We start from the raw sequence: 14,384 nt of genomic DNA, 5'->3' as shown, positions 1-14,384 counted from the left end.
GAGCGGTGCCGGATGCTAGTCAATGCTAAAGAGGCTGTTTTGGAAGAGTTGTTTGATCAGTATATCGAACAGCTGCACATGAGCTGTAAGTGCAGCAGGTGCAGAGAGGATGTGCTCGCCTTGGCTTTAAATGCAGTAAAACCGCAATATGTAACAGATGAGTCGAAGCTGACTTACATAAAAGCAGAGCTCGTTGACAAACAAAAAAATACATCAATGCTCGTCACCTTGGCTGAAGCTGCCAGAAAGGTGAATGACAACCCGCTTTGCGAAAGCAATCGAAAAGGGAGGAAATGAACTGCATTGTTTAATTTGTGAAGCGCCTCTTTTACATTCTCTTTCATGGCGCGCTTTATTCTTTTTACGATCAGAAGAGAAAATATGCAGGGCATGTAAAGACAATTTTATCAGGATCGAAGGAAGAACGGTGTGCCCTAAGTGCGGGCGCCCCCAAGAGAGCGAAGAACTTTGCGGTGACTGCCTAAAATGGGAAGCTGATCCGTTAACCCGCTCTCTTTTGAGGCAAAACCGCTCTGTCTATATCTACAATACCTTCATGAAAGAAGTCCTTGCCCGTTTTAAGTTCAGAGGTGATGCTGAACTGGTCTTCGCTTTTGCTCCTTCATTTATCAATGCTTTCCACCAATATTACCGCCACACTCCAGCTGTTTTAGTTCCGATACCACTCAGTGAAGAACGTAAAGCGGAGCGGGGATTCAATCAGGCGGAGAGGCTTGCTTCCTTATTAAAAAAACCCGTTATGCATCCTTTGATCAGAATCGAAAATGAAAAACAATCCAAAAAAAGCAGAAAAGAACGGATCAAGCCCAAAACGGTTTTTAGAACCGAAAAGGGATCGGTAAAGAATCTGGATATCATATTGATCGACGACTTGTATACGACAGGGGCGACCCTTCATCATGGCGCTGATTGTCTGATGACATCCGGTGAGGCAAAATCTGTATCATCATTTACATTAATTCGAAGCTAAATCATTTTTTTTCCCTGCCGATATAAAAGATAGAATTTAAGGATAGGGGTCAAAATTTATGAGTCAATTGGCGAATTGTCCAAGATGTAATGCATTGTTTATGAAAAGCAGTTTTCAAACCGTTTGCGTTTCATGCTTGAAAGAAGAAGAACGTGCGTTTGAAACCGTTTATAAATTTCTGAAAAAACAGGAAAACCGACAGTCTACAATGTTTCAGATCGTAGAAAAAACAGGTGTCGAAGAAGAGTTAATATTGAAGTTCATCAGACAGAAACGCATTCAAATCTCCAATTTTCCGAATCTCGGCTATCCGTGCGAAAGGTGCGGCACACTTATTCGGGAGGGGCGTTATTGCCTGTCATGCGATCAAGATTTAGCATCGCAAATGAGTCAATTAGACCAGCTGGAGCAGCTTGAAAAAGAGAAGAGAAATAGTTCTAAAGGCACGTACTATACCTTTAATCCTAAAAATGACTGATTCCCTAAACTAACTTGAAGCTCAGACGATAAAATGAGTATGATCATAGATAACTATGGCGGAAAGTGAGAGGAATCCCATGAAGATCAACCAATATGGAACACAACCTGTTAATCCTTATCATAAATCATTTGAAAAACAAACAGCTTCTTCCCAGGCTGCAGCACAGCCGGAAGATAAAGTTGAGATTTCTGCGAAAGCAAAGGAGCTGCAAAAAGGCCCTGATTTAATGAAGGAGCGTCAGGAGAAAATTGCCCAGCTGAAAGCAGCCGTGGAGAATGGAACATACAAAGTGGACGGCAAAGGCATAGCTGAAAAAATGGTTAATTTTTATAAACAGCAATAAAAGGAGGAAGTCAGTTCAGTGAAACGGGTGATTGAAGAGCTGGAGCGCTTATGCGTGCTGCATGAACATCTGCTGTCTCTGTCGGAACAAAAAACGGAGGCGCTGAAGACGAACGAAATAAAGGCACTTTCAGAAATCGTGACGAAAGAACAAAAGTATGTGCAAGCCATTGAACAAACGGAGCAGTCCCGCATTGAAGCAACTAAAAGCTGTATCGGCAGCTCGGACGCGACCATCAGCGCATGTATCATCAGAGCTGCGGGCGGCGAGAAAAAGGTGCTGGAACAGCTGTATGCCAAGCTCTCACAGCTCGTCATCCGTTTAAAGGATGTGAACGATTTGAATAAGCAGCTGACTTTTCAGTCGCTTCAATTTATCTCGCTTACATTTGATATGCTCCTTCCGAAAGAAAGCGGTTCGAATTATGGAAAAGAGCAGCAGTCAAATCAGACAGGCGGGACAAAACGGCTTTCTTTATTCGACTCAAAAGCTTAGAACGGAGTGAAAAAGATGACAAACCCAACTTTTTTAGGGCTGGAAATCGCCAAAAGAGGCTTGTCCGCGCAGCAATCAGCTCTGAGCGTGACAGCGAACAATATATCCAATGCCAATACCGAAGGGTATTCAAGACAGCGTGTCACATTTAAAGCGTCAACCCCTTATCCGTCCGTATCAAGAAACTCTGTCGGGCTTGCCGGCCAGATGGGTACAGGCGTTGAGGTCGGTTCGGTTGAACGGGTAAGAGACAGCTTTCTGGACTATCAATACCGGACGCAGAATACAAAGGCAGGCTATTACAATGCAAAAGTGGACGCTTTTAACCAAATGGAAGGGATTATGAATGAACTGAATGACACCGGATTAAACAAGGTTCTGAATTCATTCTGGAATTCCATTCAAGAATTGACGAACAACGCTCACGAGCCGAGCGCTGCTTCTGTCGTCGGACAAAAAGGGCAGGCGGTCGCCGAGACATTTAACACTCTGTATAAATCGCTGACAACCGTTCAATCAAATTTAGGCGACCAGATTGATCAAGATGTGATGACGATCAACTCGCTTTTGTCACAGCTGAACAGCTTGAACGAGCAAATTGCCAAAGTCGAGCCGAACGGCTATCTCCCGAATGATTTGTACGATAAACGTGATCAGCTCCTTGATGAACTGTCTTCAATGGTTAATATCAAAGTCAGCTATACGAAGACTGGCGGCAACCCACTTGCAACCGCTGAAGGCATTGCATCAATCGAAATCCTGGACGAAAACGGCCAGTCTCTGGGCAAGGTTCTTGACGGACCAAACTTCACGACTGAAACTGTCAAAGTAAATTACGACAACGATACAGGCCTTGTGACAGGTGTTTCCCTCGGCGGGACGGACATCGGCATCGATTCGTTTACTAGCAAAGGATCGCTGCTCGGTTTAATCGAGTCTTACGGATATATGTCAAATGGTAAAGAAAAAGGTTTGTATCCTGAAATGCTCGCAGATCTGGATACGCTGGCGCTTGCTTTTGCGAAAGAGTTTAATGCAGTCCATCAAAGCGGGTTTACTTCATCGGGAGAACCGGGAGGCATCTTTTTTGAATTTACCGGAGGAGAGGCTGAGCCTGCAAAGGGAGCCGCCGGCAAAATCAAAGTAACCGATGAGATCATGAATTCAAAAGGCGATAAAATCGCTGCATCGCTGAATGGTGAAGCGAGCGACAACTCCAACGCGACAAATCTCGCTAATGTCTTCACCAAGAAAATTCAAATCGGCGACAAAACGACGACCGTTTTAGACTATTATGCAGGTATTATCGGTGAAATGGGTGTAAAAGCTCAGGAAACAAACAGACTGGCCAAAAATACAGAAACGCTTGTAAACACTGCTGAGTTGAATAGGCAGTCTGTAAGCGCCGTATCATTAGACGAAGAAATGTCGAACATGATCCAATTCCAGCATGCTTATAACGCAGCTGCGAGAATGATAACGCTGCAGGACGAAGTCCTCGATAAAATTATTAACGGCATGGGTGTCGTGGGAAGGTAGGTAAAGATTCATGCGGGTAACCCAAGGGATGATCGCAAAAAACTCTTTGCGCTACATCAATTCAAGCTATGGAAAGCTGGATAAGCTTCAATCCCAGATTTCGTCAGGAAAAAAGATTTCAAAGGCGTCCGATGATCCCGTCGTCGCAATGAAAAGCCTGAAGTACAATACGCAATTGTCCCAGGTTAAACAATATCAAAGCAATGCCTCCCAAGCTTTTACATGGCTTGAAAACACGGAAACGAACATTACAGAAGGCATTGATATCATGGGGAAAATCAGGGAGCTGACCGTTAAGGCTCAAAACAGTACAAACGGCGAAGAAGAACTAAATGCGATCGGAGTCGAAATCGGCCAGCTGAAAGACCAGCTGATTCAGATCGCCAATACGCAGGTCAACGGCCGCTACCTCTTTAACGGTACGAACTCTGACGTCGCTCCGATCACAAAAAACGCCGACGGTACTTACACATACAATTTTGAAAACTATACAAGCAGCTCTGACGTCAACATCAATGTTTCGCCAAACGCAACCTTAAATGTAAACTCAAATCCGATTTCGGCTTTCGGCGGGCAGTCAGGCAGCGGACAAAATGTGTTTGAAATGATTGAGTCTCTCGAGAACGCCTTAAAAGCGGGAACAATGGAAGGGATGGAAAACGCCCTCTCAGACATTGACCAGTTTTCCAATCAGATGAGCAATGAGCGGTCTGATATTGGAGCGCGCTACAATCGGCTCGAATTGATCAATTCACGGCTGAGCGAACAGGAAGAGACGGCGACAAAAGTTTTGTCAGACAACGAAGATGTTGAGCTTGAAGAAATCATTACTGAATTTATTACACAGCAATCGGTTCACAGAGCTGCACTTGCCGTAAACGCGAAAATCGTTCAGCCGACACTGGTTGACTTTTTAAGATAAAAGCGACTCTATCCGAGTTGCTTTTTTTCAGCAAAAGGAGGATATCATAATGGAGATGCCGAGGCTGATCATGCAAAATATCCCGGGCCGCATCGGTTTAACAACAACGCCGCCGGATTTGAAAATGGAACAGCCGCGCGCCGACTTGAAAATCGAGCAGCCGCCGGCTGAACTGGAGATTACAACTACCCCTTCGAAGCTCACGATTGACCAGACTAAAGCATGGGAAGACTTAGAAAGAAAGCATATCTTTAAAAGGATTGAAGAAGGGGCGCAGCAAGGCTATCAGGATTGGCTTGCCGGAATGGCTCGGACCGCTGAAGAAGGGGACGAGATGATGCGGATTGAAATCGAAGGCAATCCGCTTGCAGACCAGGCGAGACGAATCAGCGAGCCTGAACCGATTCAAATCGGCGTTCATTTTACGCCGTCATTTGACAGGGTGAAGATCGCATATGAACCGGCTAAAGTGAACATTGAAGCGACGCCGCGCAAGCCTATCATCGAAGCAACGCCGAATAAACCGGTTGTTAACTATACGCCAGGCAGTGTGAAGGTTGACATGCTCCAATATCCGGAGGTAAAAATAGATGTGGAATACCCAAAACAAAAGTAATTTAGCAAAGGATCGTGAATGATGATCATCAAAACGAAGTATCACGGAGAAACACAAATTCAAGAAGATCAGACGATCATGTTTAAAAACGGCCTGCCCGGATTTACAGGCGAAAAGAAATTTGTCATTCTGCCGCTGTCCGAGGATTCGCCGTTTGTCGTCCTTCAGTCGGTGCAGTCGGAAGAGCTTGCATTCATTGTCGCCAGTCCGTTCGTCTTTTTCAAAGATTATGGCTTTGATCTTGATGAAACGACGGTTGAACTTCTTCAAATCGAATCTGCCGAAGACGTTGAAGTGATGTCGATTTTAACGATCGAAGAGCCGTTCGAGAAATCAACGGCCAATTTGATGGCGCCGATTGTCGTAAACCGCAGAAAAATGCTTGCCAAACAAGTGATTTTGCATGACTCTTCTTATCAGACTAAGCAGCCGATAGGAGGGGAAGCATGCTAGTTTTATCCCGCAAGCTCAATGAAGCGATTCAAATCGGAGACGATATCGAAGTGAAGATCATATCCGTTGACGGAGATCAGGTGAAAATCGGCATTGACGCGCCGAAGCATATCGAAATTCACCGCAAGGAAATCTATTTGGCGATCCAGGAAGAAAACAGCCGGGCCGCTTCCATCTCAAACGATTTGCTTGCGAAATTGTCCTCACAAAAAAAGTGAGGATTTTTTTATTTTTGCTATAAACAAATCAAAGGGAGTTCCGATATATAGTATGTAGCAGGAAGGACAGCCTGAATGCTCCAAAATATGCACATGGACGTGCAATCAAACACATTTCAAGGAGGAAATACACAATGAGAATCAACCACAACATTGCAGCGCTTAACACGCTGAACCGTCTGTCTTCAAACAACAGCGCAAGCCAAAAGAACATGGAGAAGCTTTCTTCAGGTCTTCGCATCAACCGTGCCGGAGATGACGCAGCAGGTCTTGCAATCTCTGAAAAAATGAGAGGACAAATCCGCGGATTAGAAATGGCTTCTAAAAACGCTCAAGACGGTATCTCTCTTATCCAAACAGCTGAAGGTGCATTGACTGAAACTCATGCGATCCTTCAACGTATGCGTGAACTTACTGTTCAAGCAGGAAACACAGGTACTCAAGATAAAGCAACAGATTTGCAGGCTATTCAAGATGAAATTTCTGCTTTGACAGAAGAAATTGACGGCATTTCTAATCGTACGGAGTTCAACGGCAAGAAATTGCTGGACGGCACTTTCAAAGATACTGGTGATCCAGCAACTACAAAAAGCCTAATCTTCCAAATTGGTGCAAACGCAACTCAACAAATTGGAGTAACTATTGAGGATATGGGTGCAGATGCTCTGGGAGTTAAAGATGCTACTGGAGCTATTGTAACTGGTCAATCAGTGAAGGATATTGATGTAACTAAATTTGCTGACACTGCCGCTAGCGCAGCTGGTGGTTTTGATGAACAATTAAAAATCGTTAACGATGCAATCAACCAAGTATCTACTCAACGTGCAAAACTTGGTGCAGTTCAAAACCGTTTAGAGCACACAATCAACAACCTTGGTGCTTCTTCAGAGAACTTGACAGCTGCTGAGTCTCGTATCCGTGACGTAGACATGGCGAAAGAAATGAGCGAGTTCACGAAGAACAACATTCTTTCTCAAGCTTCTCAAGCGATGCTTGCTCAAGCGAACCAACAGCCGCAAAACGTTCTTCAGTTGCTTCGTTAATTGCTTAAAAAAGATCTTGGCTTTTGCCAAGGTCTTTTTTTTATTGCAACATCAACTAAGATCCTTTTTTGTAAGGTTAGAAAAGAGACACTCAATCATCTTTAGAGTGTCTCAATATAGAATGTCTATTAATTAGAGAATTCGCTAATAATAAGTGTTCTTGTACCACTTAGTGCAGAATTCTTACCTTTTATGTAGTAGAGGTTAACTGGATCGGTATAAACTGTTTGAATTTCTTGTTGTAGCGAGTAATCTACACTGGAAGAGGCAACTAATTTATTTCTTCCATCTGGAGTAATTTCGTAAAGTGAACAAGTACCACCGCCTAAACGTGTTGCATTATAAAATCTGCACCGGAAATTACCCTCCCCAACGCCATGAAAAATATCAGCGCTTTGGCGAACTTCACCAGGGTATACAGCTACTCGAGCCAAAACTGCTGCCTTCGAAGACGAGTAAAAACTAAATGACAATACAAAGGCTAGTGCCAGCGACACAAATATTTTTTTCATGAACAAATCCCCTTTCTTGTAGATATTGTCAGTTCAATTATAACATTATAATAAATAACAAATTTGAATATTTATTGAAAGATATTTTCGTATCCAAAAGGATTTTATAATGGCTATAATAAGGAAGTTCTATCATGGTCTTACTCTTAAAATATACTGTGAGTGGCTAGTTTCTATCTACCTTGATTAATTTTTTTCCATAAAGATGTTTAATCTCATTCTCCCTTAGCCGATATAAGTTTTAGATCATAGCATAGGGGATGGTAAAAATTGTCGATCAATAGATTGTCATCTTTAGAACCCATTATTGATGCTTACAAAACGCAGATGATGAATAAACAGTCTGAAGCTGTAGAACGCCCGCAGCAGACGGACGCTGCAGAATTTACATTTGCTCAGCTTGAGAAAACCGTACAAGGCGCAAACAACCTTTTAGAGCCGTCGCAAGTCCACCTTCAGTTTGTGCTTCATGAAAAACTGGGAGAGTATTATGTGAAAGTCGTGGACAATCGGACAGAGGAAGTCGTCCGTGAGATCCCGCCAAAAGAGTGGCTCGATTTTTATGCGGCGATGGCGGAGTTCATGGGATTAATTGTCGATAAAACTACATAGAACAGGAGTGTTAGATGATATGGCGATCAGAATATCAGGTTTAGCTTCAGGGATGGATGTAGACGATATTGTCAGCAAATTAATGAAAACGGAGCGCGTCCCGCTCGATAAGCTCACACAAAAGAAACAGACTTTGGAATGGCAGCGTGACAGTTATCGTGAAATCAATACGAAAATCAAAGGCTTGCAGGAATCAATCAACCTTATGCTCCGTCCCAGCACGTACGGCGCGAAAAAGGTGATAAGCTCTAACGAGTCGGCTGTTACGGCAACAGGTACCACGAATGCGGCATCAGGCACGATTCAAATCAACAAGCTGGCAACCGCCGCCACCTATAAGACTTCTAGCCTTTCAGGGTATACAGGGAGCGATCAAACGTTAACTTTCCAAGTGACAGCTCCTGGAGAAACGACTGCAAAAAAAGTTGAAATCAGCGTCAGCAGCACGGATACGCTGGATGACATCGTTTCCAAAGTCAATAAATCAAATTTGGGCGTAACCGCTATGAAAGAAAAGATTTATAACGGTTCTGAATACGTAGAAACGATCGCTTTCACATCAAAAGCAACCGGCGCAGGGGGCAGCATCCAGGCAGCTGATGATGCGACGGCGAGCTTTATGTCCAATCAGCTCGGTTTTGCGCTTGACGCAGACAACAAGCTGACAGCTAGTCAGGCAGGTCAAAATGCCGAAGTTGTCATCAACGGATTGCAGATTGAGAAGACAACGAACAACTTTACCGTTAATAATGTGACATATCAGCTAAAGAATACGACAAACAGCCCCGTTTCGATAGATGTATCTACTGATGTGGACGGTATATACGAAAAGATTAAAGATTTTGTTACACAGTACAATGAACTGATCGATATGGCCAACGGCAAGCTCACGGAAAAGAAATACCGCGACTATACACCGCTGACAGAAGAACAGAAAAAAGATATGACGGAAAAGCAAATTGAGCTGTGGGAAGAAAAAGCGAAAAGCGGACTGTTAAGGGGTGACACGATTTTAAGCGGTGCCACCAACCAAATGCGTACTGATTTTTATTCAAATGTTTCTGTAAACGGTGAATCGCTGCAGCTTACTCAGTTTGGAATTACGACATCGAGCGTTTACAGTCAGCGCGGTCATTTAGAGATAAATGAAAAAAAACTGAAAGAAAAGATCGCAGAAGATCCCGACAGTGTGGCTAATCTCTTTATGGCGGGAACGAGCAGCACTGAAAACTATAATGAAAAAGGCATCATGAGACGCCTTCAGACAGTTTTGACCGATACGAAAAAGCAGATTGAGGATAAAGCCGGAAATTCAGCAATGACAAACAATCAATTTACAATCGGGAAAAACTTGAATACAGTTGAATCTGACATTTCGTCAATGAACGCCCGCCTGAAACAAGTCGAAAATCGCTATTACACAAAATTCACGGCGATGGAAAAAGCGATTCAAAAAGCGAACGAACAATCGACATACTTATTACAAATGCTTGGACAATAATATTGTGGAGGATCAAGAATGGCTTTAAACAACCCGTATGCAGCTTATCAGCAAAATTCAATCAACACGGCGACCCCTGGAGAATTGACGCTTATGCTATTTGATGGCTGCCTTAAATTTATGAAGCTGGCGAAACAGGCGATTGAACAAGAGGATATGGAAACGAAAAATACGAACCTTGTTAAAGCTCAAAAGATTATTCAGGAGCTCAATATCACTCTTGACCGGAAAGTCGAATTGGCCGCATCAATGGGGGCAATGTACGAGTATATCCACCGTCGCCTGGTTGAAGCCAACATTCGCAATGACAAAGATATCGTGACGGAAGTCGAAGGGTATGTTAAAGATTTACGCGATGCCTGGAAGCAAGCGCTTCAAATCGAACGGCAGGGCCGGTTCGGATCGGGCGGGCTGGCATAATGGAAAAGATTGAGCTGCTGTACAGCGAAACAAAACTTATGCTCGCTCAAATAAAAGACGCCCCGGAAAGTGATGAGCTGGTTCAGGCAATTGAAGCTTTTCTTGAAAAACGCGATGGCTTGATCAAGGAGATCAAGCCGCCTCTTTCTGAGACAGAAAAGCAGCAGCTGCGGCAAGTGACGGATATGGAGCCATTGCTCATGGCCGAACTAAAAAGGCTGCAGCAGGCTGTCAAACATGAGCTGCTTCAGGCGAAGCAGAAGCGAGCCATGCATCATTCCTATATCAATCCGTACGCCAACATGACGATTGACGGCACATATTATGACAAGCGCAAATAGGTGATCGCTTTGACAAGCACCGACGATTACATGCTCTTAACGACTTATTATCAGCTTTTGTTTACGATTGAAGAGGGGTTTTGCTATTTAATAGAGGCGAATCAAGATTTGGCGAAGACAGAAGGAGAGCGGATTTTTAACGATCTAATCTATGCTTTTTTTCAGTTGGATTCGTCGCACGCTGTATTGCTGTCGATTTTGGAGACAAGCTGTGCCAAATCTTCGATTCGTTTTTTTGACAGAGTCTTCCGTGAGTTTGACAGTCTGATTTATTACAATTATCCGTCTGCTGAATTTCAGCATGACTTAACCCATCATTTTTTACCGCTTTATCGGGAATGGATGAAAACGATCCACCAATGCATGAGACCTTACGTTATCCATTGACGGCATACACCTGACAGGTGTATGCCATATTTTTTTAAAAGCAAAAATGGCGTTCTGATTTTATTCGCATGTGAATATATTTAAGATTTAATAAAGGGGTTCAAATGACAGGAGACAATCTTCGTCAAAATTCACGGATTTTTCACATAATTTTTACGTTTATGCAGGAATTCAGCAGGGAAAAGACGAAATGTATTTACATATCCTTAATATAAAGGAGGCGTTCTTTTGATGGAGTACAACGTCAGAGGAGAAAACATTGAGGTAACACCAGCGTTAAGAGAACACGTCGAGAAGAAAATTGGAAAGCTTGAGCGTTATTTTGAAAATAACGTTGATGCGATTGTTCACGTCAACTTGAAATTCTACAACGATCAGGAATCTAAGGTGGAAGTGACAATTCCAATGACAGACCTCTCTCTCCGTGCGGAAGTTCACCACGAAGATATGTACAATGCAATCGATCTCGCAACGAACAAACTGGAACGTCAAATTCGCAAGCACAAAACAAAAGTGAACCGGAAATTCCGCGAAAAAGGTTCTCCGAAGTATGTTTTTGCCGAAGAAAACGGCATCGGAACGGCCGTGCAGGATGACACTGAGGATGAACAGCCGCAGGTTGTCCGTCAAAAGCGCTTTAATTTAAAACCGATGGATAATGAAGAAGCGATTTTACAAATGAATATGCTTGGACACAGCTTCTTTGTATTCACGAACGCCGAAACCAATCTGACCAATGTGGTCTACCGAAGAAACGACGGAAAATACGGTTTGATCGAACCGAACGAATAAATATATCAAGTCCCCTCCCGGATCTTCCGCAGAGGGGATTTTTTCCGTTTCCCCGCGGTAAATTGTTTGGAAATGACAAAAGGTATGATATGATATTGCATATATAAAAATTACTGTTTACTCATACTTAAACAAGGAAAATAAAGAGGAGCGTTATTCTATGCTTGGAATTTTAAATAAAGTGTTTGATCCGACAAAACGCACGCTCAGCCGTTATGAAAAGAAAGCGAACGAGATTGATGCGCTCAAGGCAGATATAGAGAGGCTTTCAGACGAAGCTTTGAAACAAAAGACAATCGAGTTCAAAGAGCGCCTTGAAAAAGGCGAAACAGTTGACGACCTTTTGACTGAAGCGTTTGCCGTTGTCAGGGAAGCTTCCCGGCGCGTGACAGGCATGTTCCCGTTTAAGGTTCAGCTGATGGGAGGCGTTGCCCTTCATGAAGGGAATATCGCCGAAATGAAAACGGGGGAAGGTAAAACGCTGACGTCCACAATGCCCGTTTATTTGAACGCTTTGTCAGGGAAAGGCGTTCACATCGTGACGGTCAACGAATACCTGGCGAGCCGCGATGCTGAAGAGATGGGAAAAATCTATGAATTTCTCGGGCTGACAGTCGGCTTAAACCTGAACAGCCTTTCAAAAGACGAGAAGCGTGAAGCCTATGCAGCCGATATTACGTACTCTACGAATAATGAGCTTGGCTTTGACTACTTGCGCGACAACATGGTGCTTTATAAAGAGCAGATGGTTCAGCGTCCGCTTCATTTTGCAGTCATCGATGAAGTCGACTCGATTTTGATCGATGAAGCAAGAACGCCGCTCATCATTTCTGGACAAGCGGCCAAATCCACAAAGCTGTACGTTCAGGCCAATGCGTTTGTCCGCACGTTAAAAGTGGATCAGGACTACACATACGATGTGAAAACAAAAGGCGTTCAGCTGACTGAAGAAGGGATGACAAAAGCCGAAAAGGCATTTGGCATCGAAAACTTGTTTGATGTCCGCCATGTTGCCTTAAACCATCATATTGCCCAGGCGCTTAAAGCCCATGCGGCGATGCATAAAGACGTCGATTACGTCGTCGAAGACGGCCAGGTCGTTATCGTCGACTCTTTCACAGGCCGTCTGATGAAGGGCCGCCGCTACAGCGACGGGCTCCACCAGGCCATTGAAGCGAAGGAAGGACTTGAGATCCAAAATGAGAGCATGACGCTCGCGACGATCACCTTCCAGAACTATTTCCGCATGTATGAAAAATTGGCAGGGATGACGGGTACGGCAAAAACGGAAGAAGAAGAATTCCGCAACATCTACAACATGCAGGTTGTAACGATTCCGACCAACAAGCCGATCGCCCGTGATGACCGCCCGGATTTAATTTACCGGACCATGGAAGGAAAATTTAAAGCTGTTGCAGAGGATGTCGCCCAGCGCTATATGGTCGGTCAGCCGGTTCTTGTCGGTACGGTTGCGGTTGAAACATCTGAATTGATTTCAAAGCTGCTTAAAAATAAAGGCATTCCGCATCAGGTGTTAAACGCGAAAAACCACGAGCGGGAAGCCCAGATTATCGAAGATGCCGGGCAAAAAGGCGCGGTCACCATCGCGACCAACATGGCGGGACGTGGTACGGACATCAAGCTTGGCGAAGGCGTAAAAGAGCTTGGCGGACTGGCCGTTATCGGTACAGAGCGCCATGAATCACGGCGGATTGACAACCAGCTGCGCGGACGTTCAGGCCGTCAGGGGGACCCTGGTATCACCCAATTTTATCTTTCCATGGAAGATGAATTAATGAAACGCTTCGGTGCAGAACGGACGATGGCGATGCTTGACCGCTTCGGAATGGACGATTCGACGCCGATTCAGAGCAAGATGGTTTCAAGAGCGGTCGAATCTTCACAGAAGCGTGTGGAAGGCAACAACTTTGATGCCCGTAAGCAGCTTCTGCAATACGATGACGTGCTCCGCCAGCAGCGTGAGGTCATCTATAAACAGCGCTTTGAGGTCATCGATTCCGACAACCTCCGCTCCATCGTCGAAAATATGATTAAAGCTTCACTTGAGAGGGCTGTTGCTTCATACACGCCAAAGGAAGATCTGCCTGAAGAGTGGAATCTTGAAGGCCTTGTCGAGCTTGTAAATGCGAATTTCCTTGATGAGGGCGGAGTGGAGAAAAGCGACATTTTCGGAAAAGAGCCTGAGGAGATTACAGAGCTCATTTATGACAGGATCAAGACGAAATACGATGAGAAAGAAGAGCGGTACGGCTCTGAACAAATGCGCGAATTTGAGAAAGTCATCGTTCTCCGCGAAGTGGATACGAAATGGATGGATCACATCGATGCGATGGATCAGCTGCGTCAAGGAATTCATCTGCGCGCTTACGCTCAGACAAACCCGCTTCGCGAGTATCAAATGGAAGGCTTTGCAATGTTTGAAAACATGATCGCGGCCATCGAAGATGATGTAGCCAAATTCGTCATGAAGGCTGAAATTGAAAACAACCTTGAGCGCGAAGAGGTCATTCAAGGACAGACGACAGCCCATCAGCCGAAAGAAGGCGATGAGGAAAAACAAGCGAAGAAAAAACCGGTCCGCAAAGCGGTGGATATCGGACGCAATGATCCTTGCTACTGCGGGAGCGGAAAAAAATATAAAAACTGCTGCGGAAGAACAGAATAAAAAGAGGTGCACGCCTCTTTTTATTTTGAACA

General features: G+C 44.3%; 19 protein-coding genes. 18 read left to right on the top strand and 1 reads right to left on the bottom strand.

Annotated features, from left to right (window positions below; all coding sequences use genetic code 11):
- The first annotated feature begins 12 nt into the window (after positions 1-12).
- The 11 genes from comFB to hag all read left to right on the top strand — a co-directional run bounded on the left by comFB (position 13) and on the right by hag (position 7,101).
- Positions 13-297, top strand: coding sequence for a late competence protein ComFB (gene comFB, locus M1D67_RS19385; RefSeq protein ID WP_020453116.1), 285 nt, complete (start codon positions 13-15; stop codon positions 295-297).
- Positions 254-991, top strand: coding sequence for a double zinc ribbon domain-containing protein (locus tag M1D67_RS19380; RefSeq protein WP_101561407.1), 738 nt, complete (start codon positions 254-256; stop codon positions 989-991). The genes comFB and M1D67_RS19380 overlap by 44 nt, the downstream gene beginning before the upstream one ends.
- Before the next feature lie 58 nt (positions 992-1,049).
- Positions 1,050-1,469 carry a TIGR03826 family flagellar region protein gene (locus M1D67_RS19375; protein ID WP_020453114.1) on the top strand — a complete coding sequence of 140 codons (420 nt, stop codon included), beginning with the start codon at positions 1,050-1,052 and terminating at the stop codon, positions 1,467-1,469.
- Positions 1,470-1,548: 79 nt separating this feature from the next.
- Positions 1,549-1,815: a flagellar biosynthesis anti-sigma factor FlgM gene (gene flgM, locus M1D67_RS19370; protein ID WP_020453113.1), complete on the top strand. Its 267-nt coding sequence runs from the start codon at positions 1,549-1,551 to the stop codon at positions 1,813-1,815.
- A gap of 18 nt (positions 1,816-1,833) precedes the next feature.
- Positions 1,834-2,310: a flagellar protein FlgN gene (locus M1D67_RS19365; protein ID WP_075212712.1), complete on the top strand. Its 477-nt coding sequence runs from the start codon at positions 1,834-1,836 to the stop codon at positions 2,308-2,310.
- 15 nt (positions 2,311-2,325) lie between these two features.
- On the top strand, positions 2,326-3,849 hold the full coding sequence (gene flgK / locus M1D67_RS19360) for a flagellar hook-associated protein FlgK (protein ID WP_224146360.1): 1,524 nt from the start codon (positions 2,326-2,328) through the stop codon (positions 3,847-3,849).
- 10 nt (positions 3,850-3,859) lie between these two features.
- Positions 3,860-4,771 (top strand): flagellar hook-associated protein FlgL, encoded by a 912-nt coding sequence (gene flgL, locus M1D67_RS19355; RefSeq protein WP_020453110.1) that lies wholly within the window; start codon positions 3,860-3,862, stop codon positions 4,769-4,771.
- A gap of 49 nt (positions 4,772-4,820) precedes the next feature.
- Positions 4,821-5,387, top strand: coding sequence for a DUF6470 family protein (locus tag M1D67_RS19350; protein WP_224146361.1), 567 nt, complete (start codon positions 4,821-4,823; stop codon positions 5,385-5,387).
- A gap of 21 nt (positions 5,388-5,408) precedes the next feature.
- Positions 5,409-5,840, top strand: coding sequence for a flagellar assembly protein FliW (gene fliW, locus M1D67_RS19345; protein ID WP_458117606.1), 432 nt, complete (start codon positions 5,409-5,411; stop codon positions 5,838-5,840).
- Positions 5,834-6,058 (top strand): carbon storage regulator CsrA, encoded by a 225-nt coding sequence (gene csrA / locus M1D67_RS19340; RefSeq protein ID WP_003185697.1) that lies wholly within the window; start codon positions 5,834-5,836, stop codon positions 6,056-6,058. Before fliW ends, csrA begins: the two co-directional genes overlap by 7 nt.
- Before the next feature lie 134 nt (positions 6,059-6,192).
- Positions 6,193-7,101: a flagellin Hag gene (hag, locus tag M1D67_RS19335; RefSeq protein ID WP_458117605.1), complete on the top strand. Its 909-nt coding sequence runs from the start codon at positions 6,193-6,195 to the stop codon at positions 7,099-7,101.
- A gap of 128 nt (positions 7,102-7,229) precedes the next feature.
- Here the strand turns inward: hag and M1D67_RS19330 are convergent, their stop codons facing one another.
- Complete coding sequence (locus tag M1D67_RS19330) at positions 7,230-7,613, bottom strand: hypothetical protein (protein ID WP_144497826.1); 384 nt, start codon at positions 7,611-7,613, stop codon at positions 7,230-7,232.
- A 270-nt stretch (positions 7,614-7,883) separates the two neighbouring features.
- Between M1D67_RS19330 and flaG the strand changes: the two genes are divergently transcribed.
- The 7 genes from flaG (at position 7,884) to secA (ending at position 14,352) form a co-directional block, all read left to right on the top strand.
- Entirely contained in the window at positions 7,884-8,225 is a 342-nt protein-coding gene (gene flaG / locus M1D67_RS19325; protein WP_023856383.1) for a flagellar protein FlaG, read from the top strand.
- A 19-nt stretch (positions 8,226-8,244) separates the two neighbouring features.
- The gene (locus M1D67_RS19320; protein ID WP_023856382.1) at positions 8,245-9,726 is read left to right on the top strand and encodes a flagellar hook-associated protein 2; all 1,482 of its coding nucleotides are present in this window, start codon (positions 8,245-8,247) and stop codon (positions 9,724-9,726) included.
- 18 nt (positions 9,727-9,744) lie between these two features.
- On the top strand, positions 9,745-10,146 hold the full coding sequence (gene fliS, locus M1D67_RS19315; RefSeq protein WP_020453103.1) for a flagellar export chaperone FliS: 402 nt from the start codon (positions 9,745-9,747) through the stop codon (positions 10,144-10,146).
- Entirely contained in the window at positions 10,146-10,487 is a 342-nt protein-coding gene (gene fliT, locus M1D67_RS19310; RefSeq protein WP_095292083.1) for a flagellar protein FliT, read from the top strand. Before fliS ends, fliT begins: the two co-directional genes overlap by 1 nt.
- Before the next feature lie 9 nt (positions 10,488-10,496).
- On the top strand, positions 10,497-10,874 hold the full coding sequence (locus M1D67_RS19305) for a DUF8042 domain-containing protein (protein WP_020453101.1): 378 nt from the start codon (positions 10,497-10,499) through the stop codon (positions 10,872-10,874).
- 231 nt (positions 10,875-11,105) lie between these two features.
- Positions 11,106-11,666 (top strand): ribosome hibernation-promoting factor, HPF/YfiA family, encoded by a 561-nt coding sequence (gene hpf / locus M1D67_RS19300; protein WP_025810706.1) that lies wholly within the window; start codon positions 11,106-11,108, stop codon positions 11,664-11,666.
- A gap of 160 nt (positions 11,667-11,826) precedes the next feature.
- Entirely contained in the window at positions 11,827-14,352 is a 2,526-nt protein-coding gene (gene secA / locus M1D67_RS19295; RefSeq protein WP_020453099.1) for a preprotein translocase subunit SecA, read from the top strand.
- The last annotated feature ends 32 nt before the right edge of the window (positions 14,353-14,384 follow it).

The sequence above is a fragment of the Bacillus sp. PK6-025 genome (assembly GCF_056530265.1).
The sequence above is the reverse complement of the archived record's forward strand: the minus strand, read 5'-3'. Positions and strand labels throughout refer to the sequence as shown.